Genomic DNA, 21,838 nt, shown 5'->3' with positions numbered 1-21,838 from the left:
GCTCGCCGAGCACGGCTCGGCGCTACAGGGCGGTGTAGCGCCAATGCCATGGCTCGTACACGATGCCGTGTGGGTTGTCGCGCGGGTAACTCAACTGGAAACCATGTGCTGCCGCGCTTTCCTGCAGCCATGCGAACGCTGCGGTGTGTTCAAAGGACGCCTCGGCAGGCGGCTCCCCTGGCGTACCGATGTCCAGCGCCAGCCCGGTGTGGTGTTCACTGAAACCCGGCGCCGCGTTGACCTTGAGGATCTCCGCTACGCTCTGCCCGCGTGCCAGCTTGCGCTCGAAAATTCCCAACTGGTAGGCGTGGCTGCGGTAGCCGGAGATCGCATCCAGCGCGATGCCTGCGCGGGCGGCGTGCAGGCGCAGCCGGCGCCAGGCCTGTGCGGCAGGGCGACGCAGCCACAGTGGCCGGCCGAACCGGTCGCGCCCGGCGCCATGCAGCAGGACGGGCTCGGCTTCCAGTGCCAGTCCACTGCTGTCGGCGTACTCATCGGCATCCAGTCCCAGTTGCTGCAGCCGTTGCTGCAGGCCATCGGGCGACAGCAGGCGATCTTCCAGCGGACTGGACGCAGTGCCCGGGCGCAACCAGGACAAGGCATCCAGCGCATCGACCACGCCGGGCTCCTGCGGCAGGCGGGGCACCAGCGAATGCACGCCGTGGTCGAGTACGGTGGCCAGGTAGCGGCCATCGCGCTTGCGCCGCAACACCCAGCGGGCGCGTGCCAGCAGGCGGGCATCGGTATTGCCGCGGGCGCGCAGCAGGGCGGCCGGCCACAGTTCGATGGCGTCGGTGTTGAGCAGCAGGGGAGCGGTTCGGTGCATGCGTGCAGCTTAGCGTGCTGGCAGGTGGTTGCGGCAGCGGAGGTAGCGCCGGGCCATGCCCGGCGGCTGTTCATTGCCGCGCCATGGAACCGGTGCGGGTTGCGCTGGTGCGTTCGCCGGGCATGGCTCGGCGCTACCTTCCGTCGCTAGCCGATGGCCTTGCGCAGGGCCGCCAGCAGGGCCTGCGGCTGGACCAGGCTGAGCAGCAGCGTCGGTCCGCCACGCACCGGGATGACCAGCACCCGACGGGTATCGGTGACCAGTGCAAAACCCTTGCCGCCGCCACTCAGGCGGTAGTGGCCGGAATGGAATCCGGGGACGCTGTAAGCATTGGTCTTGTAACGCAGGCCATGGTGGCGATCACCTTTGAGATCCACCACCTCGGCCCGGTCCAGATCCATCTGCGCGACCGGCGTACGGCGGCGATACAGCGTGGAGCGCACTTCCAGCATGTCGCCATCCAGTTGCACCCTGCGGTTGAAGAACTTCCATGCCAGCACCACGGCCAGCACGACCACGACCAGCACGCTCCAACCGACCGAACCGCCCATGGTGAAGTAGGGCGGGGACAGGCTGAGGCTGAACGGTCCTGCCGCAGGCTGGGCCCTATCGCGGGCGTAGTAAGCGGTCAGCGCAAGGAACGACAGCATCGGCAGGAGGATCCACAGCAGCCGCAGCGTGGAGGTCTCGCTGACCTCGAAACGGCGTGGATCGCTTGCGCCCCTCACCGCTGCGACTCCACCCAGGACGCCACGTCATCGACCAGCCGCGCATCGACATGCCCGGGCTGGGCGTATTCCTTCAGCGACCCGGGGCCATCGCCGGCGATGCCGATGTGGTTGAGCGCCGGATAGGACTTCCACTGCACATCCTCGCGGCCCTGGAGCGCCTGTTGCCACAACATCCAGTCCGTATCGGGGACCTGGAAGTCCCGCCCGCCATGCAGCATCAGCAGTGGCTTGCGCAGCGCCTTGGCATCGGCACGGGCATCCACGGCTTCAATGCTCTTCCAGAAGCCTTGCGGCACGCCCAACGGCAACTCGCTGGCAGCGACGGCAGCGTCCCCCCGGGCGGCGGCGATCTGGCGATCCAGCGTATCCAGGAATGCCTGTTCCTCCGCGCTGATGGTGCCATCCAGCTGGAACAGATAGCGGTTCTGTTCCGGTAGCAGGTCCAGCAGCCCGCGCGAGGGGGCTGCCCACAGCACGGCGCCGCGCGCCTGTGGCCAGCGCGAGGCGATGCGGGGCGCCAACATGCCGCCCTGGCTGTGGCCGAGCACGAACACACGGCTGCCGTCGATGCGCGGATCGGCTGCCAGGGCCGCCAGCGCGGCCACGGCATCGTCGGTGGTTTCATCGTCCACGTCGAACGGTTGCTGGAAGTCCTGCGGGCGGGCGAAGGTGCGCTTGTCATAGCGCAGGACCGCGATGCCGCGTGCGGCCAGGCCGCGTGCCAGGTCAAGGAACGGGCGGTTGCCGCCGATGCTTTCGTCGCGATCCTGCGGGCCGGAACCGTGCACCAGCACCACGGCCGGGAAAGGGCCCTTGCCCTTGGGCAGGGCCAGCGTTCCCGGAAGCGCGCCGCGGGCCTCGGGCACGCTGAAGTCGTTTTCGGTGTACGTCGCGTCGGTGGGCGGCGGCGGAGCTTTCCCTGCCGGTGCCGGACGCAGCAACAGGCCTGCCACCTTGTCCTGGGCATCCACGGCTACCTGCGCCACCACCGCACCACTGGCGAATTGCAGCGGAACTTCCACCAGCTGCATGCCCTGCTGCGCACTGACGCGCGGCTCACCGCGCTGCTGCAGCTCGCCCAGCGACTGCCAGATGCCGTGCAGCTTGTCGGCAGGCACCGCCTGGGCCATCTGCGGGGTGAGCATGGCTTCGGCCGCATCCACACGTCCGGCCTGCAGGTGCTCCAGCAGCCGGGTGGCAACCTGGGTGGGCTCGGCCGCCCCGGCCATCCCGCCCAGCAGGCATAGCGCGGCGCCCATCATCGTCCTCATCGCATCCATGCTCAGGCCTCCTTCTTGAACACAAGGATCGCCGGGGTCAGCGGCGCGGCGAAGACGATGTTCACCAGTTCCCAGCCCAGTTGCCCCTGGCGGGTCAGTTCCGCCTGCACTTCTTCGTTCTTGAAGCCGCCCATCATCCCGGGCTTGATCTCGATGCTGAGGTAATTCCAACGCTTGCTCATTCCTTGCTCTCCTGCGATGGAGTGGGTTTTGGCAGACGCCCGGCCTTGCGCAGCGCATCGCGCAGCACGTATTCGATCTGGGCATTGAGGCTGCGCAGCTCGTCGTCGGCCCAGCGCTGCGCCGCGGCCAGGACATCGGCGTTGATGCGTAGCGGGTAGGCTTTCTTCTCGCTCATGAAAACTCCTGCGGCGACGGTTCCAGTGCGCCCCAGCCATGGGCCGGGGCGTGCCTGTCATCGTCCAATCAATATCAGTACAACGATCCGGTGTTGACCACCGGCTGGGTGCCGCGGTCCGAGCACAGCACGGTAAGCAGGTTGCTGACCATGTGTGCCTTGCGCTCTTCATCCAGTTGCACCACGCCGTTCTTCTGCAGTTCGGCCAGCGCCATTTCGACCATGCCTACCGCACCGGCGACGATGCGGGTACGCGCGGCGATCACCGCATTGGCCTGCTGGCGCTGCAGCATCGCCTGGGCGATCTCGGCGGCGTAGGCGAGGTGGCTGATGCGTGCATCGATGATCTGTACGCCCGCATCGGCCAGGCGTTCGGCCAGCTCGTTCTTCAGGTGCAGGGAAATCTCGCTGGCATGGCTGCGCAGGGCAAGCTGGCCCTCTTCGTGCTGGTCGTAGGGGTAGCTGGTGGCCATCGCACGCAGGGCGGACTCGGACTGGATGTGCACGAAGCTTTCATAATCGTCCACGTTGTAGACCGCTTCGGAGGCGTCGACGACCTGCCACACGATCACGGCGGCGATCTCGATCGGGCTGCCGTCCAGCTCGTTGACCTTCAACTTGCCGCTCTCGAAATTGCGCACGCGCTGGCTGACCCGGCGCTTGGCATAGAAGGGGTTGTTCCAGCGCAGGCCGTTGTCTTTCACCGTACCCACGTACTTGCCGAACAGGCTCAGCACGGCAGCCTGGTTGGGCTGGACGGTGTAGAGGCCCGCCAGGGCGAACACGGCGACGGCGGCCAGCACGATCATCGCCAGTATCACCACCAGGGCGGCCGCGCGGGTGCCCCCGGTGGTGCTGACCGCATACAGGAAAAGCAGGGCGGCGACGGCGCCGGCGGCCAGTGCCGCAGCAACCACGCCGAGGCCGTTGAGGGAGCGGATGGGCTTCTCTTTCATGGCGATACGTCCTTGAGGGTCCAATATGAAGATATCAAAGTGATATCACATGGCAAGTACCGTCCGTCGGCTCGCGGCTGAGCGGATAGAATGCCCACCCGCCTTCACATTGCCGTTGGATCGCTGCCATGCCTGCATTCGGAACCCCGTTGTCCCCCTCCGCCACCCGCGTGTTGCTGCTGGGCTCGGGCGAACTCGGCAAGGAAGTGGCCATCGAACTGCAGCGGTTGGGGGTGGAAGTGATCGCGGCCGACCGCTACGCCGATGCGCCGGCGATGCAGGTAGCCCATCGCGCGCACGTCATCGACATGCTCGATGCGATGGCGCTGCGCGAGTTGATCGCGCTGGAGAAGCCGCACCTGGTCGTCCCGGAGATCGAGGCCATCCACACCGAAACGCTGGTCCAGCTGGAACAGGAACAGGGCCTGCGGGTCATTCCAACCGCGCGCGCGGCCCGCTTGACCATGGATCGCGAAGGCATCCGTCGGCTGGCGGCCGAGACGCTTGGCCTGCCGACATCGGCCTACCGGTTCGTTGATACCGAAGCGGAATACCGCGACGCGGTGAAGGCTATCGGCGTGCCCTGCGTGGTCAAGCCGGTGATGTCCTCTTCAGGCAAGGGCCAGAGCACGCTGCGCCGGGACGCCGATATCGGGCCCGCCTGGGAATACGCGCAGACCGGTGGCCGTGCCGGTGCAGGGCGCTGCATCGTCGAGGGCTTCATCGATTTCGATTACGAGATCACCCTGCTGACCGTGCGCCATGCGGGTGGCACGTCATTCTGCGACCCCATCGGGCACCTGCAGAAGGATGGTGATTATCGCGAAAGCTGGCAGCCGCAGGCGATGTCGGCCAAGGCGCTGGAGCGTGCGCAGCAGATATCCCGAGCCATCACCGATGACCTGGGCGGCTGGGGATTGTTCGGAGTGGAATTGTTCGTCAAGGGCGACGAGGTCTGGTTCAGCGAGGTGTCGCCGCGCCCGCACGATACCGGCCTGGTGACTTTGGTATCGCAGGAACTGAGTGAGTTCGCGCTGCATGCGCGCGCGATCCTGGGGCTGCCGATCCCGGTGATCCGCCAGCAGGGACCGTCGGCATCCTGCGCACTGCTGGCGCATGGCGAGGGCGTACCGTACTTCAACAACGTGGCGGCGGCGCTGCAGGTGCCCGACACGGCCGTCAGGCTGTTCGGCAAGCCCAGCGTGCACGGCCACCGCCGCGTCGGGGTAACGCTGGCACGCGGTGAAGATGTCGACCAGGCACGCGCCACCGCACGCGATGCCGCCGCCATCATCGGCGTGGAACTGCGCTCCTGAAAAAAGGAGACGGAGGGGATCAAGGCGTTCTTGGCCAGAGTTGGCCAAGAACGCCTTGATCCCCTCCGTCTCCTTTTCTTATTTGACGTCGGCCCAGACGAGGTGGTGGTCGCTGCCGTCGGCAATCTTCGCTTCGGCGGTGCCTTCAGCCGGCCAGAACACGCCGCCGCCGACGTAGTCGAAGCCGACCGAGGGCAGCACGTAATCCAGCCGCATGGTGCCGGATTTCGGGCCGAAATCGCCGGTCGCATGCTGCGGCGCGCCGCGACGGGCGATGCCCTTGGCTGCATAGGCCTGGCTGGTCTGCTCACCACCGACGCTGGAGGGCGTGGCATGGCGCAGCACGCGCGGGTTCTCGATCAGTTCGAGGATGCCCTCGTGGCGGCCGTCGCCGTCCACCGGGTCGTTGTTGAGGTCACCCAGGATCACGAAGCGCGCATCCTGGGCCAGCCCGCCGCAACGCTGCTGGTCATCGCACAGCCAGGGCTTGTCGCCTGCCGACAGGTATTCCTGCCACAGCCGCAGTTCGTCGTGGTTACGTGCGGCATTGCGCTTTTCCGGGCCATCGAAGACGGGCGGGGTGGGGTGGGACACCAGTGCATGCACCACGCCGGACGGCGTGCGCACCGGGACATCCCAATGCGACTTGGACGACAGGCGCAGCTGCGACCACACTTCGTCGCTGTAGAAACTCTTGCCGGTACGCGGGTCCAGCGGCCGGATCGCACCCGGCAGCGTGTTCCACTTCAGCAACTGGAAGCTGCGCACCTGGGCTTCGTCGATCGGGTAGCGCGACAGTACCAGCATGCCGTATTGGCCGGGGTGCAACCCGTAGCCCCAGGCATCGTTGCCGCGGTTGCGGCCTTCGCCGCCGATCTCGCCGTTGTTGTCCAGGTCCAGTCCGCTCTGCACGCCGGTGTTTACCGGTGCGAGATAGCGGTAGGCGAAATGCAGGGGCTCGCCGCCGCCCGGCTGGGCCACTTCCAGATACCGCTGCTGGAAGAGATCGGCAGCCCGGTGCGCATCGTCGTAGTCGAATTCGTTCAGCAGGACCAGGTCCGGGCGGACCTGTTGCAATACCGCGGCGATCTTGCGCGCATGCGCGCTGTCGCCCTGCAGTTCGGTGATCAACCCACCGCTTTCGTCCGAATACAGCGAGGTGTTGTAGGTGGCCAGCCGCAGCGTGGCAGGAGTGGATTCGGCCATTGCGGCGGTCCGTTCGGGTATCTGCGCGCAGGCGCTGCACAGCAGGGCCAGGGCGGTGATCAGGGCTTTAGCGTTCATGCGCGATATTGTGCACTGGCGCCGGTGTCAGTGGTTTGTCAGCGCCCGGCCTGTTCGGGGTCGAAATCGATCCAGCGGCGGCCGTCGTATGCCTCCAGCGGATGAAACCGGCGCTTGTAGTCCATCTTGCGGTGGTCGCGGATCCAGTAACCCAGGTACAGGTGGGGCAGGCCCTCGCGATGGGCCCAGGCGATCTGCTGCAGGATCGCGAAGGTGCCCAGGCCACGCTGGGCATGGTCAGGGTCGAAGAACGTATACACCGCCGACAGGCCGCTGTCGGTGACATCGGTGACCGCCACGCCGATCAGTTCACCCGGCCCACCGTGCGTTGGCGGCAGGCGCATTTCCATGAACCGCGTATGCGACCAGCTGCCGATCAGGAACTGCTCGAACTCGTGCGGACCATGGTCGTCCATGCCGCCATCGGCATGCCGATGGGCGAGGTAGCGGTGATACAGGGCGAACAGCTCGTCGCTGGCGGCTGCCGCGGTGATGCGTACTTCCAGATCCGCATTGCGGACAGCACAGCGGCGCTGGCTGCGGTCAGCGGCAAAGCGCTGCACCGGGATGCGTACGGCCACGCAGGCATGGCACTGTGCACAGTGCGGCCGGTAGACCAGGTCGCCACTGCGCCGGAAGCCCCAGCCCAGGGCCATCGGATACAGCCCGCCCAGGCGCCGGTCGTGGGGATCCAGCACCAGGTCGCGCGCGGTCCGGTCTGGCCAGTAACCGCAGGGGTGCTCGCCGGTCTGGAACAGTCGCAGGTCGTCGTCTCGGTCGCTGTGGATCGCCATGTGCACAGCATAGCGGCTGGGTGTCTCAGCGGCCGCGACTGTCTGCCCGATGAACGCGGCGGGCAGGGCGGTAAACCGTCGCTGCAGCCGGGCGTTGTTGTTACCCGTGGGTGATCGAATCACCCCGGCGTATCCCTTCTACTGGAGTGACACCATGACCCTGCGTACCCCCCTGCTGCTGGCCCTGCTGTTGGGCACTTCCGCCACCGGTATCGCGCTGGCCGCTGATGCCCCGACCGCCGCGCCCCAGCGTCCAGCCAAGCTGGACAGCAACAACGATGGTTTCATCGACCGTACCGAAGCTGCTTCGTCGCCACGCCTGCTGGCGAAGTTCGACCAGCTGGACACCAACAAGGACGGCAAGCTGTCACGCGAGGAAATGCCGCGCGGCAAGCACGGGCATCGTGGCCCGGGCCGTGGCCACGGCGAGCAGCTGGCGAAGCTGGACGTCAACAAGGACGGTCGCATCAGCCGGGAGGAAGCCAAGGCTGATCCGCGCTTGGCCGAGCGTTTCGATCAGATGGACCTCAACAAGGACGGCTTCCTGGACAAGGCCGACCGCGAGCTGCGCATGAAGCAGCATCGTGATGCGTGGTTTGCAGCTGCCGATACCAACAAGGATGGCCAGCTGAGCAAGGCCGAGTTCGATGCCGCGAAGGGCCCGATGCACGGGCCACGCCATGGCCGTGAAGGCCATGAAGGCCGCCCCGGTGTGGCGCCGCTGACGAAATAACGCGCCCCTCTGACTCCCGTCGCCTGCGCGGCGACGGGAGTCAGACGTTTCACGGCAACGGGAAGATGGATCCCGGCTGGCATACCACGCGTTTTTTTTCGATGGGGAAGCCCATTGGGCTTGCCAGAAGCCTGCGATATCCTTTCTCGCGTGCGTCTTCCAGGGAATCGGCCAGGACCTCGACCTTGAGAGAGAGGTATTTGGTGTCCCAGCATGAGTAGGGTGATGCGCGTTCAGTGGCTGATGCAGCCGAACAGGAGATCAATAACAAGGCGAGTGTTGTTATGCGTAATGACATGAGCGATTCCATATTGGTGTGTGGATGCGTGCGACAGCGTTCGGCACTGCTGCACGCATCCACGATATGACTCGTCCTCCCGGCGCGCCCTACAGGTTGCTGTAAAGGAAGATCGAAGAAATCTTTCGTCATTGGATAGTTTGTTGGCGCGGCTCATCCGACCTGTTCATGGTGCCTGTCCAGCGCAGCCCAGCGCCATGCAACGCTTGCACTACGGTGGCAGCACGGCGAGGTCCATCGCAATCATGGCAGTCCTGCTGTAGAGCCGCACGAAGGTGCCCTTGTGCCCACGGCGAATGCGCCCGGCGTGATTCAGCCGGGCAGGCGCAGCAGCGTGCTGCCCGGAACAGCAAGACGGCGTTGCCGCAGGGCGGGGCCGCGACCGGTCGCAGCGTTTACAGGACGCCGTTCTTCCACAGGACGTATCCTATGCCCAGCAGCACCAGTACAGCGGATGCAAATACGGCGGGACGTCCGTACATCGCTTCATATTTCCAGTTCTTCCCGCGACGGCCGCGCCGCGCTGAATCGCGTGCCACCAGCGGCGCCATGATCCGCTGCAACGGTACCAGGCACTGCCAGCAGACGAGCGCCAGCCCGGCTATCAGTACCGTCAGGCCGATCCATACCGGCAGCGCCAGCAAAGTCACCAGCAGTACGCTCAGGCATACGGCCAGCGCAGTGAAGGTGTTGACGTGTACGAAGCGGCGGATGCACGTGCGTTCTTCCGGCGTTTCGGCAAATGCCATCAGATACCGTCCGCCCAGATAACCGGCCGCGGTGCCGACGACCACGGCGATGGCGATCCCACCGACGTTGACGTTGTCCGCCAGCAGCGGCACCTGGCTGGCGGCAGCGGTCAGTGACCCCAGCGCCGTACCGCCGGTTGCGCTGGCTCCTCCCAGTCCCAGTTTGCTGCCGCCGACGCCGACGGTGGTACCTAGGATGATGGCTGCGCTGGCCGTGCCTGGTGCGACCACCATCAGCATCGATACCACCGTGGTGGCGAAGGCTGCGCTGGGTGCGGTGCTGCGCGCGAACTCACCGAAGCGCTGCAGCAGGCCATCGCGGACCATGCCACGTGCGCGCGACAGGCGCTTGCGCACCGCCGCGTCGCTGAGCCCCAGCAGCCCCGCCACCTGCTGCGAACGTTGGCCTTCGCGGTAATACAGCAGCAGCACTTCGCGGCTGTCCTCGGGCAGCGCGGAAATGATGTCTTCGGCGGCGACCTCTTCTTCTATGCGCTGCAAGCGATCGGCGGCGTCGGGTGCCGGGTCGGCGGCCATGCTGATGGCCAGCTCGGCGGCCTCCCCGGACAATGGCCGGCCCCGCTGCGAGCGCAGCCAGTCGCGGGCCAGGTTGCGGGTGATCTGGCGCAGCCAGGGCAGGAAGCTGGACGGGTTGCGCAGTTGGTGCAGTTGCTGCCAGCCGCGCACGAAAGCGTCCTGCGCGATGTCCTCGCTGGCCTGGCGGTCGCCGGTGATGGCCAGTGCAATGGCAGTGACCGTGTTCTGGCACGCCAGCACGATGCGTCCGTAGGCGTGCTGGCATCCGCCTGCGGCGGCGCGCAGTTCACGGTGCAGGGTTTCATCGATGCTTGCGGCGACAACGGTCATGGGCAGCGCTCCTGCAGTGATTGTGTCCCAAGACGAGGTGGCGTGCAGGATGTGACCAACCATGCTGCTGCGGTGCGGCATCGCCGGCAGCGACCACTAACCCGCAGTCGGTGGGGCGATGCGATATGCCGGTGGCGTACTGCCCATCAGGTGACGGACGAAATAGTCCCAGAGCCGCCGCGTGAAGTATGTGTCGTTGCGGAACAGCTCATGGTCTTGATTCGGCAGATAGAGCAGGTCGTAGTCCTTGTTCGCCTCGGTGAGCGCGGCAGCGAGCTGCAGCGTCAGCGCGGGCATGGCGTTCTCGTCAAGATCGCCATATACGAGCATCAACTTGCCCGTGAGACGATCAACGAGCGCACTGTTGTCCAGCATCCGGAATGTCTCCGGAACGAGGTTTGCCGCCGGACGGATCGACCCTCCGTCCGCGTAGACCGGCTGGCCACCCACGAGCCGGTCCATGCCGTGGATCGCGCCGCCATACATGCCCTGGAAACTGTGGCTGCCCGCCGAGGATACGCCGACCTTGTAGAACCCGGGATGCCGCAGAAGCGCGCGCGTCGCACTGTATCCGCCGAAAGAGTGTCCATATATCCCGACGCGGTCGAGATCCATCCCCGGGTACCGGCCTGCCAGTTCGCGGATCGCAACGACATGATCCTCCAGCTGGGTATCCGCGGCGGTCAGGAAACTGGTGTCATGGAAGGCCTTTGATCGTCCAGGGGTGCCCCGCGCGTCGACCACGACAACGAAGAAGCCGAGTTCGGCCAGGCTCGACTTCGATACCGGATTCATCGCCGACGTTGCCTCTACGAAGCCGACCGGCGCATTCGTGATATGCGGACCGCCGTACATTGCGTCGATGACGGGATACTGACCGTCCGGTGTATAGCCCGCCGGGAGATAGACAGTAGCGTAGAGCGTGGTCTCGCCATCCGCCGCGGTGACGCGTTCCCGCCTGGGGGCCCTCCAGCCAGCGGCGAGGACGCCAGCAGCGTCCGCGCGTTCCAGTTCCATCAGTACACGACCATCAGTGGTCGAGCGGAGCACGGTCACCGGCGGATTCGCGTGCGTCGAGTAGCTGTCGACGATGAAGTCCGCATTGGGTGAGAGCAGATTGGAAGGCTTGCCGCCCATGAGGGCGCCGCTGCCACCGTCGATGGCATGATCGCCGGGCTCCGGTGTCAGCAGGACTGGATCGCCGCCGTCAAGGGAAACCCGGTACAAGCGTCGCTGGTAGGGATCGCCCTCCTCGCGTCCGCCAGCGGTAAAGAACACCTGGCGTTGCGCTTCGTTGACCCCGACGACATCCCGCACAAGCCACGCCCCGGAGGTCAATTGGCGCACCACGCTTCCGTTGCGAAGATCGACCAGGTACAGGTGGCCCCACCCGTCACGTTCCGAGAACCATACCGCCTGCTGGGCCTCCTGCAGGATGTTCACTGCGGCCCGGCCATAGGTGTAGGAGTTGAGCTGCACGCGCGTATCCGAGCGCTCCTCCAGGACGGTGCGGACACTCCCCCCGCGCAGGTCGATTTCTACCAGCCGAAGCCGGGCAGGCCGATCGTAGCGGACGATCGCCGTGTAGACCTTGTCGGTCGACGGCGACCAGCCGAGCACGCCTGCTTCGGGCAGGGTGCTCCAGCCCTCCGGAACGGGGATCTCCTTGGCGCCGGCGCCGCCCGTATCGAGGGTGAACCAGGCATCGCGGACCTGTTCGGCATCGCCGAGTAGTCCCAGCCGCACTTCGTGCACGACGGGACGAAAAGCACCCCGCGGCGCGTTCGCCAGGTAAGGATAGGGCGCCACCTTGCGCTCGTCGTACCGGGTACCGAACATGCGATGCCCATCCGGCGACCAGGTGACCGCGAACGGTGGGATATGCATCCGCCCCTGCCTGCGGGGGATACCGCGCAATGCGAAGTCCGGCAGGACCCCGTAACCATGTGAAGCCGTGCCGTCACTGGTAAGTGCATGCTCATGGCCTGATTCCGTGGATCTCAGCCAGAGATTGTTGTCCCGCTCGAACGCCGCGTGTCCGCCGTCGGGTGATGCGAGCAAGCGCGGGTCGTTCGGGAGTGCGTCGGCATGGCTGCATGTGTAGGCAGGAATCTCGCAGTCGATCGCGTTTCCTTGCGGCAGGCGCAGCCGGATCCGCAAGCCGGAACCTTCCGTGCTCCACACAGTCTCGACCGCCTGGGTTGCCATGGAGGTGTCCGCATCAACCAGTTCACGCATCGCCAGGCGCAGGCGGGCATCGTCGAACAGCAGGCTGCGCGAGCGGGTGCTGGGGCTGACCAGTACATTTGTCGTACCCGACGCCTCTTGCCGCGAATACCAGAATCGCCCGTCGGCAAGCCAGCGTGGGGAGACGTTCGCATTGAGGACCTTGCCGCGCAGGTTGTAGTCGAGGACGCGCTCGGCGCGTGCGTAGGCCGTGGCGTCGGGCGTTGCTGCGTGGGCGGAAATGACGCTCCCTCCCAGGAGTACGCAGGACAGGAGGCGCGTCGAAGTGCCGGTGATGCCATGAAATCGCAATGTGACCTCCGCTGTCGCCACGCCGTCGTCAGGGCGGCGCGATGACGCCGAGTATTGTTTCGAGGACGCCACGCGGTCAAACCGGGGCGGGACGGCGGCATGCGGCGTCCCCCCATGGGGCGACGCTGATTTTTTCGCGGTAGCGCCGGGCCATGCCCGGCGAGCGCAGCGGCCTGCATCAGCGGCCGCGACGCCTGAAAGAAGAGCCGCCGGGCATGGCCCGGCGCTACCCCTCTGGCCCGGCGCCACCGCCCCTGACCCGGCGCTACCCCCTGGGTTACTTCGAGGGTTGGATGCGGACTCGCACTTCTTCCTCTTCCGGTGCGGCCGGCGGGGCTGGCTGCGCCTGCGGTGCCGGGGCAGGGGCCGCCGGAGCCGGGGCGCCGCGATGGCGCAGGCCGATCACCAGGGCCACTGCGGCAATCACCACCAGCAGCGCGATGCGGATCCGCCAGGCCCAGCTGCGGCCGCTCGCCGGCGCGGTGGCGACGTCACCGAAGGCGAACTCCGCAGTGGGGTGGTCACGACGCGTGGTATCGAGCAGGCGGGCATCACGCAGGATTTCACGCGCGCGTGGCTGGTCGTCGGCACGCACCACCCACACCGTGGGGAAGCGCTTGCCCTTGCCAGGGTCGAGGTAGCTGAACTGCCCGCCGCGGCGGGTGTGGTAGGTACGGCCGTCGGTCACGCGCACGTCGATCTGGTGGCTGCGCAGCAGCTCGGCCACGCCTTCCACGGTTTCCACGCGCTGGCTGCTGAAAATCTGTCTCATCGTTCGCTGTCCTTCAATCCTTGGCCGGCACGGCGGCCGCCGCCGCGCTGTCATGGACCACGCGGATCAGGCCCTCCTGCGCCGTGCTGGCCACCAGCACGCCATCGCGGGTGAAGAACTGTCCGCGGGCCAGGCCGCGCGAATCCTGCGCACTGGGGCTGTCCAGCGAGTACAGCAACCAATCGTCGGCGCGGAACGGACGATGGAACCAGATTGCATGGTCCAGCGAGGCCATCTGCACATGAGGCTGGTAATAGCTGATGCCATGGGGGAAGGTCGCGGTGCCCAGCAGGTGGAAATCCGAGGCATAAGCCAGCAGCGCCTGGTGCAGCTCGGGAGCATCGCCAACCGGCTCGGTCAGGCGGAACCAGACCTGGTGGTAAGGCGGGCGCTTGGGCGGATTGAGTTCATCGCGCGGGTAGACGTGGCGGAATTCGAACGGGCCACCGCGCGAAAGCCAGCGCTGGACCTTGATCGGCAGGCGTTCCAGTACATCCGGCGGCAGTGGACGATTCGGTTCGATGTCTTCCGGCTGTGGTACTTCGGGCATCTTCTGCTGGTGCTCTGCACCGCTTTCGACCTGCTGGAACGAGGCTGCGCAGAAGAAGATCACCTTGCCATGCTGGATGGCGGTGACGCGGCGCACGGAGAAGCTGCCGCCGTCCCGGGTGCGGTCCACGTCGTAGACGATGGGGTGGTCGATGTTGCCGGCACGCAGGAAGTAGGCATGCAGCGAGTGCACATGGCGGCCGTTCTCCACCGTGGCCTGGGCAGCGGCAAGCGCCTGCCCCAGCACCTGGCCGCCGAATACGTACTTGGTGCCGATGTCGCGGCTCTGGCCGCGGAACAGGTTGTCTTCCAGCCGCTCAAGGGTGAGCAGGTCGATCAGTTCGGAGACGACGGGTTCGGGCGTGTCGTTCAAGGCGGTGCAGCCGGTGTCGGGACAGACCGTGATTATAGGACCTGTGGGGCCGGATCCCTTTTCGGAGGGGCACGCTGGCGCTCAGCTTTTGCCCAGCCGCGCCACCAAGGCGTGCAGGGCCTGCTGTGCGTCAGCTGCGTACCAGGCCTCGACGAAGCGGTCGAGCCGGATCAGGTCCGGATGCAGCGCTTCGTGCAGGTCGGCGCGGGCGATGGCACGGGTCAGCAACATGGGCTGCTGCGGCATTTTCAGCAGTCGCTGCAGCCAGGCCACGGCGCGCGCGACCACCAGTTCGCCGTCGGCAAGTTCGTCCACCAGGCCGATCTGCAACGCCTGTTCGGCCGGCACCATCGCGCCGGTGGACAGCAGGATTCCAGCGCGATGCACGCCGACTGCCCGCCGCAGCAGGCGTTGGATGCCTTCTGGCGCCACCAGCCCGACCTGCACCTCGTTCAGGCCGATGGCAAAGGGCTGTGCGGGGTCGGTACTGCGCGCCATCACCCGGTAATCGCAGCACAATGCCAGCACGCAGCCACCTGCAGGCGCATGCCCGGTCAAGGCCGCCACCACCGGGATGCGGCTTTCGGCCAGGGTACGCACCGCGCCGAAGAAGGCATTCCAGCTGTCCAGCAGCGCGTGCCGGTCATCGCCATGGGAGAGCAGGTGCGGCACGTCCATGCCGCCGGTGAACACCCGCTCGTTGCCTGACAACACCAGGCCGTGCACATCCTCGGCCATGGCCTGTTCGATGGCATGGATCAGCTGGCGGCAGAGGTCTGTGTCCAGCGCGTTGACCGGTGGCCGCGCCAGCCGCAGTTCGCGGATCGGGCCGTGGTTGTACACCTCGATGAGCGTAGTCATGCTGCAGTCTCTTGCAGGGAGGGAGCGTGGACCGATGATAACCAAACCATTCGTTGGCGTACTGTTGGCGGGATGTGCATTTGCAGCACCGGTGGCCGCTGCAGGCGCTGGTTGCGTGCAGGTGAAAGAGGGCTGGGCACGCCTGCCCGCAGTGGCCACGATGCCGATGACTGCCGGCTATGCGACGGTCCACAACGGTTGCGACCAGCCGGTGACTGTCATCGGCGCACGCAGCAGTAGCTTCGGCGACGTGTCGCTGCATGAAACCACCGTGACCGATGGCGTGAGCCGGATGCAGCACGTGCATCAACTGCCGATCGCGGCCGGTGCCAGCGTCGAGCTCAAGCCTGGCGGGCTGCACCTGATGCTGATGCAGGGCAAGGGCGCATTGACGGAAGGGCAGGCGCTGCCGCTGGTGCTGGAACTGGCAGGCGGCGAGGAAGTGCAGGGCACGCTGCAGGTGCGCGCGCCCAACCGGTAACGGGGGCGCACGGCAACAGCCGCCGGGCATGGCCCGGCGCTACGGTCAGCTCGAGGCGCTGCAGGAGCTGGTAGCGCCGAGCCATGCTCGGCGAGCGCAGCGGCAACGGCCGCCGGGCATGGCCCGGCGCCATGGTCAGCTCGAGGCGCTGCAGGAGCTGGTAGCGCCGAGCCATGCTCGGCGAGCGCAGCGGCAACGGCCGCCGGGCATGGCCCGGCGCTACGGTCAGCTCGAGGCGCTGCAGGAGCTGGTAGCGCCGAGCCATGCTCGGCGAGCGCAGCGGCAACGGCGGCCGGGAATAGCCCGGCGCCACGGTCAGCTCGAGGCGCTGCGGATCGCTTCGGGCAGGGGGGCGCTCTTGCCGGTCCGGGTGTCCATCCACACCACCACGACGTTGCCGTCGGAGTACAGGCGTGATTCGTCCTGCTGGTCGACGATGCGGTGGCCGATGGTGACGCTGCTGTTGCCCAGGCGTTCCACGAACAGCTCCACCAGGATGTCGTTGGGCCACACGATCGGCAGGCGGTAGTTGACGTTGGTGGCGGCCACCACCGGCGCAATCCGGTCGGTCATCGACACCCCTTCCACGCCCAGCATCCAGCGCACGCGCGCTTCTTCCAGATAGGAAATGTACTTGGCATTGTTGACGTGGCCCATGCTGTCCATGTCGCGCCAGCGCACGCTGATCGGGATGCGGGCGAGGATCCTGTGTTCGGTGCTCATCAAGCTTCCTTTTTCTTCCTGCTGACGGTGCTGGTCTTGCTGGCCTTGTCGGTGGTCCGGGCAGCAGCGGCCTTCTTGGCCGGCTTCTCCGGCTTCACCTTGCGGGGTGGGCGTGCATCGGGCTTGTTGGCCACCGCGGCCGGCTGCCCGGGGCGCGCGCTGGTGGAGGGCAGCATCCTGGCCAGGAACTGGCCGGTATACGAATCCGGATGCGCGGCCACGTCTTCGGGCGTGCCGGTGACGAGGACGGTGCCACCCCGATGGCCGCCTTCCGGCCCGAGGTCGACGATCCAGTCCGCAGTCTTGATCACGTCCAGGTTGTGCTCGATCACCACCACCGTGTTGCCTTCGTCGCGCAGCTTGTGCAGCACGCCCAGCAGCGCCTCGATGTCGTGGAAATGCAGGCCGGTGGTCGGCTCGTCGAGGATATACAGCGTGCGGCCGGTATCGCGCCGCGACAGCTCCTTGGACAGTTTCACGCGCTGCGCTTCACCGCCGGACAGGGTGGTCGCGCTCTGGCCCAGCTTGATGTAGCTCAGGCCCACGTCGACCAGCGTTTCCAGCTTGCGCGCGATGCTCGGCACCGGCTCGAACAGCTTCAGCGCATCTTCGACGGTCATCTGCAGCACGTCGTTGATGTTGTAGCCCTTGTACAGGATCTCCAGCGTTTCGCGGTTGTAGCGCTTGCCGTGGCAGACGTCGCAAGGCACGTACACATCCGGCAGGAAGTGCATCTCCACCTTGATCAGGCCATCGCCCTGGCACGCTTCGCAGCGGCCACCACGCACGTTGAAACTGAAACGGCCCGGCGAATAACCGCGCGCGCGCGCCTCGGGCACCTGGGCGTACAGTTCGCGCAGCGGCGTGAACAGGCCGGTGTAGGTGGCCGGGTTCGAGCGCGGCGTACGCCCGATCGGCGACTGGTCGATGTCCACCACCTTGTCGAACAGGTCCAGTCCGTCGATTTCCCTGTACGGCGCGATCTGGTGCGAGGCCCCATTGATCTCGTTGGCGGCCAGCGAGTAAAGGGTGTCGTTGATCAGCGTCGACTTGCCCGAACCGGATACGCCGGTGATGCAGGTCATCAGGCCTGACGGAATGGCCAGGTCGACGTTCTTCAGGTTGTTGCCGCTGGCACCGCGCAGGTGCAATGTCATCTTCGGGTTCGGGCGGTGCCGGCGCGCCGGGATCTCGATCGCACGCTTGCCCGACAGGTACTGGCCGGTCAGCGAGCGCGGCGCATCCAGGATGTCCTGCAGCGTGCCCTGGCCGACGATCTCGCCACCGTGCACGCCAGCCCCCGGGCCGATATCCAGCACGTAATCGGCCAGGCGGATCGCATCTTCGTCATGTTCGACCACGATCACCGTGTTGCCGAGGTCGCGCAGGCGGGTCAGGGTGCCCAGCAGGCGCTCGTTGTCGCGCTGGTGCAGGCCGATGGAGGGCTCATCCAGCACGTACATCACGCCTACCAGGCCTGCGCCGATCTGCGAGGCCAGGCGGATGCGCTGCGCTTCGCCACCGGACAGGGTGTCGGCCTTGCGTTCCAGGGTGAGGTAATCCAGCCCGACGTCGACCAGGAAGCCAAGCCGCTCGCCGATCTCCTTGACGATCTTGCTGGCGATCTCGCCCCGCCAGCCCGGCAGGCTCAGGGTGCTGAAGAACTTCAGCGCCTCGTCGATCGGCATCACCACCAGGTCCGGCAGCGGACGGTCGGCGACGAACACGTTGCGTGCGGCCTTGTTCAGGCGCGCGCCCTTGCATTCCGGGCAGCTCTGTTCGCTGATGTACTTGCCCAGTTCTTCCTGCACCGCCGATGATTCGGTTTCCTTGTAGCGGCGTTCCAGGTTCGGAATGATGCCCTCGAAGCGGTGCTTGCGCTGGGTGCGCCCGCCGGCTTCGGTGAAGTAGGTGAAGCTGATGGTCTCATCGCCACTGCCGTACAGCACGGCCTGCTGCACGCTGGCCGGCAGCGTGTTCCAGGCGGCATCGACATCGAACTTGTAGTGCTTTGCCAGCGAGGCGATCAGCTGGAAATAATAGGCATTGCGGCGGTCCCAGCCACGCACGGCGCCGGCCGACAGCGGCAGCTCGGGGTGCACCACGACGCGTGCCGGGTCGAAGAATTCGGCCATGCCCAGGCCATCGCAGCCGGGGCAGGCGCCCATCGGTGCGTTGAACGAGAACAGCCGCGGTTCCAGCTCCGGCAGCGAGTAGTCGCAGACCGGGCAGGAGTATTTCGAGGAGAACAGCGAGGGGGCGGCGTCCGCGGCGTCCAGCGACTGCACCGACGCCATGCCGTCGCCCAGCTTCAGCGCGGTCTCGAAGCTTTCGGCCAGGCGCTGCTTGATGTCCTCGCGCGGGCGGAAGCGATCGATGACGGCCTCGATGGTGTGCTTCTGGCGCAGCGCCAGCGGCGGCACCGCATCGATCTCATGCAGCACGCCATCCACGCGCACGCGCACGAAGCCCTGCGCACGCAACTGGTCGAACACCTGCGCATGTTCGCCCTTGCGGTCGCGGATCACCGGGGCCAGCAGCATGTAGCGCTGCTCCGGGTCCAGCGCCAGTACATGGTCGACCATCTGGCTGACCGTCTGCGCTTCCAGCGGGTAGCCGTGGTCCGGGCAGCGGGGGGTGCCCACGCGCGCATACAGCAGGCGCAGGTAGTCGTATATCTCGGTGATGGTGCCGACGGTCGAGCGGGGATTGTGCGAGGTCGACTTCTGCTCGATGGAGATCGCCGGGGACAGCCCTTCGATATGGTCCAGGTCAGGCTTTTCCATCACGCTCAGGAACTGCCGCGCGTATGCCGAAAGCGATTCGACGTAACGGCGCTGTCCCTCGGCGTAGATGGTGTCGAACGCCAGCGAGGACTTGCCCGAGCCGGACAGGCCGGTGATCACGATCAGCTTGTCGCGCGGCAGGTCGAGGTCGATATTCTTGAGATTGTGCGTCCGCGCGCCGCGGATGCGGATGAAATCCATCGCCATGGGGGATCCGGTTGTGGGGGCTTGGGCTGGGGCCCGGCCAGCAGGAAGGGCGTCGGGAACGGCAATCGGTCAGCCTACCGAGCTGATCAGATGGGGGCAATGGCCCACAATGCCAGCGGTGAGTCGCAGCGGCTGAGACTGGCGGTCATATAGGGGTCAGATCGCTTTTCCTGGCGGGAAAAGCGATCTGACCCCGGCCTGAAGGCCTTGCCGGGCCTGGCTTTGCCCGACCTAGGGGTGGGTTGACCCGGGACAGGGTCAGCCGGTAAAATCCCGCTTCTGTCCGCCCTCGATGGCGACAGTCCATAGACCACAATAACTACAGAGGAAGTCTGGTCATGTACGCAGTACTGGTCACCGGCGGTAAGCAATACCGCGTCGCGCAGGGCGAAAAGCTCCGCGTGGAAAAGCTCGAAGCCGAAGTCGGCAACGAGATCAAGTTCGACAACATCCTGCTGCTGGGCGACAGCGATGGCATCAAGATCGGCGACGCGCTGAGCGGCGCTTCGGTCACCGCCACCGTCCTGTCCCAGGGTCGTGCCGACAAGGTCCGGATCATCAAGTTCCGTCGCCGCAAGCACCACATGAAGCGTCAGGGTCACCGTCAGTACTACACCGAAATCGAGATCACCGGCATTGCCGGTGGCAGCAAGTAAGGAGATAGGTCATGGCACATAAAAAAGGCGTAGGCTCTTCGCGCAACGGTCGCGACTCCAACCCGAAGTACCTCGGCGTGAAGATCTTCGGTGGCCAGGCCATCGACGCCGGCAACATCATCGTGCGCCAGCGTGGCACCCAGTTCCATCCGGGTACCGGCGTTGGCCTCGGCCGTGACCACACCCTGTTCGCCCTGGTGGACGGCAAGGTGGAGTTCTCGGTCAAGGGCGCCAAGAAGCGTCGCACCGTCAGCGTGGTTTCGGCCGAAGCCTGATCCCGGCGCGGCTGGCGCCCATGCCGGTCATGGGTACGCTGCAGAAGAGCCCCGCTTCGGCGGGGCTTTTCGTTGAATGAAGTACATCCCGGTCCACCGCACAGGTGGCCGAGCCCTGGCGACGTCGGGGCAGTAGAATCCCAAGGCGACGGCAGGCTGCCGCGCCCATCGCAGGCATCGAAACAATGAAACTGGTAGACGAAGCAGAAATCGAAGTGTTCGCTGGCAACGGCGGCAATGGCTGTGTCGGCTTCCGTCGCGAAAAGTTCATCCCGCTCGGTGGCCCCGACGGTGGCGACGGTGGCGGCGGTGGCAGCGTGTGGATCCGCGCCGACGAGAATCTCAACACCCTGGTCGACTTCCGCCATGACCGCATCTTCAAGGCGCAGCGCGGCGAGAACGGCATGGGCCGGCAGGCCTATGGCAAGGGCGGGGAAGACCTGGTCATCACCGTGCCGGTCGGCACCACGGTCATCAACGTGGCCACCGATGAAGTGATCGGTGACATGACCGCGCATGGCGATCGCCTGCTGGTGGCCAAGGGCGGCCGCGGCGGCCTGGGCAACATGCATTTCAAGAGTTCGACCAACCGCTCGCCGCGCCAGGCGCTGCCGGGCGAGCCGGGCGAAGAGCGTTCGTTGAAGCTGGAGCTGAAGCTGCTGGCCGACGTGGGCCTGCTGGGCTTCCCCAACGCAGGCAAGAGCACGCTGATCCGCGCCGTGTCCGCCGCCACGCCGAAGGTGGCCGACTACCCGTTCACCACGCTGTACCCGAACCTGGGTGTGGTGAAGGTGGAGAACTACCGCAGCTTCGTGATCGCCGACATTCCGGGCCTGATCGAAGGCGCTGCCGATGGCGCCGGCCTGGGTGCGCAGTTCCTGCGCCACCTGCAGCGCACCCGCCTGCTGTTGCATCTGGTCGACATCTCGCCGATGGAAGGTGGGGTGGAGGGCATTTCGCCGGTGGAGCAGGTGCGTGCCATCGAACGCGAGCTGGAGCGGCATGATCCGGAACTGCTGGCCAAGCCACGCTGGCTGGTGTTGAACAAGGCTGACCTGATGTTCGAGGACGAGGCCCAGGCAGCTGCCGAGCAGATCGTCGCCGAGCTGGGCTGGAAGGAGCCGTGGTTCCTGGTATCCGCGCTGGGCCGGGAAGGCACGTTCCCGATCATGAGCAAGATCATGGCGTTCTTCGACCGGCAGAAGGAAGACGAGCTGCAGGCGCGCCACGCCGCTGGCGAGTAATCGTCTTCGTTTGATTGGACGCGAAAAGCCCGGCTTCGGCCGGGTTTTTTTGTTGGCTGGTGGTTGGCGGCGAACGGCGAAGCCCCTCGTGGTGGGTCGCGCGAAAAGCCGGATTTCTGGGTTGGGGCCGGGCGGGAGGGGTTCGTGGGGGACGGCAAGAGCCGCATCCTGCGGGCCTCGT

Annotated in this window: 22 protein-coding genes; 6 read left to right on the top strand and 16 right to left on the bottom strand. The window is 66.2% G+C overall.

What is annotated here, in order from left to right:
- Window positions 1-22: 22 nt before the first annotated feature.
- The 6 genes from H4O11_RS07935 to H4O11_RS07910 all read right to left on the bottom strand — a co-directional run bounded on the left by H4O11_RS07935 (window position 23) and on the right by H4O11_RS07910 (window position 4,151).
- Window positions 23-826, bottom strand: a complete 804-nt coding sequence (locus tag H4O11_RS07935) for a M15 family metallopeptidase (RefSeq protein ID WP_182338886.1) — start codon at window positions 824-826, stop codon at window positions 23-25.
- 146 nt (window positions 827-972) lie between these two features.
- The gene (locus H4O11_RS07930) at window positions 973-1,554 is read right to left on the bottom strand and encodes a PH domain-containing protein (protein WP_182338885.1); all 582 of its coding nucleotides are present in this window, start codon (window positions 1,552-1,554) and stop codon (window positions 973-975) included.
- Window positions 1,551-2,837: an alpha/beta hydrolase gene (locus H4O11_RS07925; protein ID WP_246333368.1), complete on the bottom strand. Its 1,287-nt coding sequence runs from the start codon at window positions 2,835-2,837 to the stop codon at window positions 1,551-1,553. Before H4O11_RS07925 ends, H4O11_RS07930 begins: the two co-directional genes overlap by 4 nt.
- Before the next feature lie 2 nt (window positions 2,838-2,839).
- Window positions 2,840-3,019 (bottom strand): DUF4177 domain-containing protein, encoded by a 180-nt coding sequence (locus H4O11_RS07920; RefSeq protein ID WP_182338884.1) that lies wholly within the window; start codon window positions 3,017-3,019, stop codon window positions 2,840-2,842.
- Window positions 3,016-3,195 carry a type II toxin-antitoxin system antitoxin gene (locus H4O11_RS07915; RefSeq protein WP_182338883.1) on the bottom strand — a complete coding sequence of 60 codons (180 nt, stop codon included), beginning with the start codon at window positions 3,193-3,195 and terminating at the stop codon, window positions 3,016-3,018. Before H4O11_RS07915 ends, H4O11_RS07920 begins: the two co-directional genes overlap by 4 nt.
- 74 nt (window positions 3,196-3,269) lie before the next feature.
- Window positions 3,270-4,151 (bottom strand): SPFH domain-containing protein, encoded by an 882-nt coding sequence (locus H4O11_RS07910; protein ID WP_182338882.1) that lies wholly within the window; start codon window positions 4,149-4,151, stop codon window positions 3,270-3,272.
- A 128-nt stretch (window positions 4,152-4,279) separates the two neighbouring features.
- Here H4O11_RS07910 and purT point away from each other — a divergent pair, with 128 nt between their 5' ends.
- Window positions 4,280-5,467: a formate-dependent phosphoribosylglycinamide formyltransferase gene (gene purT / locus H4O11_RS07905; RefSeq protein ID WP_182338881.1), complete on the top strand. Its 1,188-nt coding sequence runs from the start codon at window positions 4,280-4,282 to the stop codon at window positions 5,465-5,467.
- A gap of 78 nt (window positions 5,468-5,545) precedes the next feature.
- On the opposite strand, the gene H4O11_RS07900 is transcribed toward purT, so the two are convergent.
- Window positions 5,546-6,751, bottom strand: coding sequence for an endonuclease/exonuclease/phosphatase family protein (locus tag H4O11_RS07900; RefSeq protein ID WP_182338880.1), 1,206 nt, complete (start codon window positions 6,749-6,751; stop codon window positions 5,546-5,548).
- Between the two features lie 38 nt (window positions 6,752-6,789).
- A complete protein-coding gene (locus H4O11_RS07895; RefSeq protein WP_182338879.1) occupies window positions 6,790-7,545 on the bottom strand; it encodes an arginyltransferase in 756 nt (251 codons plus the stop codon).
- 154 nt (window positions 7,546-7,699) lie between these two features.
- Between H4O11_RS07895 and H4O11_RS07890 the strand changes: the two genes are divergently transcribed.
- A complete protein-coding gene (locus H4O11_RS07890) occupies window positions 7,700-8,278 on the top strand; it encodes an EF-hand domain-containing protein (RefSeq protein WP_182338878.1) in 579 nt (192 codons plus the stop codon).
- A gap of 49 nt (window positions 8,279-8,327) precedes the next feature.
- Here the strand turns inward: H4O11_RS07890 and H4O11_RS07885 are convergent, their stop codons facing one another.
- The 6 genes from H4O11_RS07885 to H4O11_RS07860 form a co-directional block, all read right to left on the bottom strand.
- A complete protein-coding gene (locus H4O11_RS07885; protein ID WP_182338877.1) occupies window positions 8,328-8,708 on the bottom strand; it encodes a hypothetical protein in 381 nt (126 codons plus the stop codon).
- Window positions 8,709-8,971: 263 nt separating this feature from the next.
- Window positions 8,972-10,192, bottom strand: a complete 1,221-nt coding sequence (locus tag H4O11_RS07880) for an RNA polymerase sigma factor (RefSeq protein ID WP_182338876.1) — start codon at window positions 10,190-10,192, stop codon at window positions 8,972-8,974.
- Window positions 10,193-10,288: 96 nt separating this feature from the next.
- On the bottom strand, window positions 10,289-12,715 hold the full coding sequence (locus tag H4O11_RS07875) for a S9 family peptidase (protein WP_425506026.1): 2,427 nt from the start codon (window positions 12,713-12,715) through the stop codon (window positions 10,289-10,291).
- A 292-nt stretch (window positions 12,716-13,007) separates the two neighbouring features.
- A complete protein-coding gene (locus tag H4O11_RS07870; protein ID WP_182338875.1) occupies window positions 13,008-13,502 on the bottom strand; it encodes a pathogenicity-like protein in 495 nt (164 codons plus the stop codon).
- Window positions 13,503-13,515: 13 nt separating this feature from the next.
- The gene (gene tesB / locus H4O11_RS07865) at window positions 13,516-14,424 is read right to left on the bottom strand and encodes an acyl-CoA thioesterase II (RefSeq protein ID WP_182338874.1); all 909 of its coding nucleotides are present in this window, start codon (window positions 14,422-14,424) and stop codon (window positions 13,516-13,518) included.
- Window positions 14,425-14,505: 81 nt separating this feature from the next.
- A complete protein-coding gene (locus H4O11_RS07860; protein ID WP_182338873.1) occupies window positions 14,506-15,285 on the bottom strand; it encodes an enoyl-CoA hydratase/isomerase family protein in 780 nt (259 codons plus the stop codon).
- Between the two features lie 34 nt (window positions 15,286-15,319).
- Here H4O11_RS07860 and H4O11_RS07855 point away from each other — a divergent pair, with 34 nt between their 5' ends.
- Entirely contained in the window at window positions 15,320-15,766 is a 447-nt protein-coding gene (locus H4O11_RS07855) for a copper chaperone PCu(A)C (RefSeq protein ID WP_182338872.1), read from the top strand.
- A gap of 315 nt (window positions 15,767-16,081) precedes the next feature.
- Here H4O11_RS07855 and H4O11_RS07850 read toward each other — a convergent pair whose 3' ends face one another.
- Together H4O11_RS07850 and uvrA are read right to left on the bottom strand one after the other, a co-directional pair.
- Complete coding sequence (locus H4O11_RS07850; protein ID WP_182338871.1) at window positions 16,082-16,489, bottom strand: acyl-CoA thioesterase; 408 nt, start codon at window positions 16,487-16,489, stop codon at window positions 16,082-16,084.
- Complete coding sequence (gene uvrA, locus H4O11_RS07845; RefSeq protein WP_182338870.1) at window positions 16,489-19,482, bottom strand: excinuclease ABC subunit UvrA; 2,994 nt, start codon at window positions 19,480-19,482, stop codon at window positions 16,489-16,491. The genes H4O11_RS07850 and uvrA overlap by 1 nt, the downstream gene beginning before the upstream one ends.
- 338 nt (window positions 19,483-19,820) lie before the next feature.
- Between uvrA and rplU the strand changes: the two genes are divergently transcribed.
- The 3 genes from rplU to cgtA all read left to right on the top strand — a co-directional run bounded on the left by rplU (window position 19,821) and on the right by cgtA (window position 21,657).
- Window positions 19,821-20,138 (top strand): 50S ribosomal protein L21, encoded by a 318-nt coding sequence (gene rplU, locus H4O11_RS07840; protein WP_182338869.1) that lies wholly within the window; start codon window positions 19,821-19,823, stop codon window positions 20,136-20,138.
- Window positions 20,139-20,149: 11 nt separating this feature from the next.
- A complete protein-coding gene (rpmA, locus tag H4O11_RS07835) occupies window positions 20,150-20,413 on the top strand; it encodes a 50S ribosomal protein L27 (RefSeq protein ID WP_042615145.1) in 264 nt (87 codons plus the stop codon).
- A 185-nt stretch (window positions 20,414-20,598) separates the two neighbouring features.
- A complete protein-coding gene (cgtA, locus tag H4O11_RS07830) occupies window positions 20,599-21,657 on the top strand; it encodes an Obg family GTPase CgtA (RefSeq protein ID WP_182338868.1) in 1,059 nt (352 codons plus the stop codon).
- The last annotated feature ends 181 nt before the right edge of the window (window positions 21,658-21,838 follow it).

This window comes from Stenotrophomonas tumulicola (assembly GCF_014117215.1).
Classification (GTDB): Bacteria; Pseudomonadota; Gammaproteobacteria; order Xanthomonadales; family Xanthomonadaceae; genus Stenotrophomonas; species Stenotrophomonas tumulicola.
The sequence above is the reverse complement of the archived record's forward strand: the minus strand, read 5'-3'. Positions and strand labels throughout refer to the sequence as shown.

Bases quoted from the DNA above. Each gene is read 5' to 3' on its own strand.
- purT (WP_182338881.1), top strand. From the start codon at position 4,280: ATGCCTGCATTCGGAACCCCGTTGTCCCCCTCCGCCACCCGCGTGTTG.
- H4O11_RS07850 (WP_182338871.1), bottom strand. From the start codon at position 16,489: ATGAGCACCGAACACAGGATCCTCGCCCGCATCCCGATCAGCGTGCGC.
- H4O11_RS07935 (WP_182338886.1), bottom strand. From the start codon at position 826: ATGCACCGAACCGCTCCCCTGCTGCTCAACACCGACGCCATCGAACTG.
- rplU (WP_182338869.1), top strand. From the start codon at position 19,821: ATGTACGCAGTACTGGTCACCGGCGGTAAGCAATACCGCGTCGCGCAG.
- uvrA (WP_182338870.1), bottom strand. From the start codon at position 19,482: ATGGCGATGGATTTCATCCGCATCCGCGGCGCGCGGACGCACAATCTC.
- H4O11_RS07925 (WP_246333368.1), bottom strand. From the start codon at position 2,837: ATGGATGCGATGAGGACGATGATGGGCGCCGCGCTATGCCTGCTGGGC.
- H4O11_RS07920 (WP_182338884.1), bottom strand. From the start codon at position 3,019: ATGAGCAAGCGTTGGAATTACCTCAGCATCGAGATCAAGCCCGGGATG.
- H4O11_RS07870 (WP_182338875.1), bottom strand. From the start codon at position 13,502: ATGAGACAGATTTTCAGCAGCCAGCGCGTGGAAACCGTGGAAGGCGTG.
- H4O11_RS07855 (WP_182338872.1), top strand. From the start codon at position 15,320: ATGATAACCAAACCATTCGTTGGCGTACTGTTGGCGGGATGTGCATTT.
- H4O11_RS07860 (WP_182338873.1), bottom strand. From the start codon at position 15,285: ATGACTACGCTCATCGAGGTGTACAACCACGGCCCGATCCGCGAACTG.
- H4O11_RS07900 (WP_182338880.1), bottom strand. From the start codon at position 6,751: ATGAACGCTAAAGCCCTGATCACCGCCCTGGCCCTGCTGTGCAGCGCC.
- H4O11_RS07880 (WP_182338876.1), bottom strand. From the start codon at position 10,192: ATGACCGTTGTCGCCGCAAGCATCGATGAAACCCTGCACCGTGAACTG.
- cgtA (WP_182338868.1), top strand. From the start codon at position 20,599: ATGAAACTGGTAGACGAAGCAGAAATCGAAGTGTTCGCTGGCAACGGC.
- H4O11_RS07885 (WP_182338877.1), bottom strand. From the start codon at position 8,708: ATGACGAAAGATTTCTTCGATCTTCCTTTACAGCAACCTGTAGGGCGC.
- rpmA (WP_042615145.1), top strand. From the start codon at position 20,150: ATGGCACATAAAAAAGGCGTAGGCTCTTCGCGCAACGGTCGCGACTCC.
- H4O11_RS07890 (WP_182338878.1), top strand. From the start codon at position 7,700: ATGACCCTGCGTACCCCCCTGCTGCTGGCCCTGCTGTTGGGCACTTCC.
- H4O11_RS07910 (WP_182338882.1), bottom strand. From the start codon at position 4,151: ATGAAAGAGAAGCCCATCCGCTCCCTCAACGGCCTCGGCGTGGTTGCT.
- H4O11_RS07915 (WP_182338883.1), bottom strand. From the start codon at position 3,195: ATGAGCGAGAAGAAAGCCTACCCGCTACGCATCAACGCCGATGTCCTG.
- H4O11_RS07895 (WP_182338879.1), bottom strand. From the start codon at position 7,545: ATGGCGATCCACAGCGACCGAGACGACGACCTGCGACTGTTCCAGACC.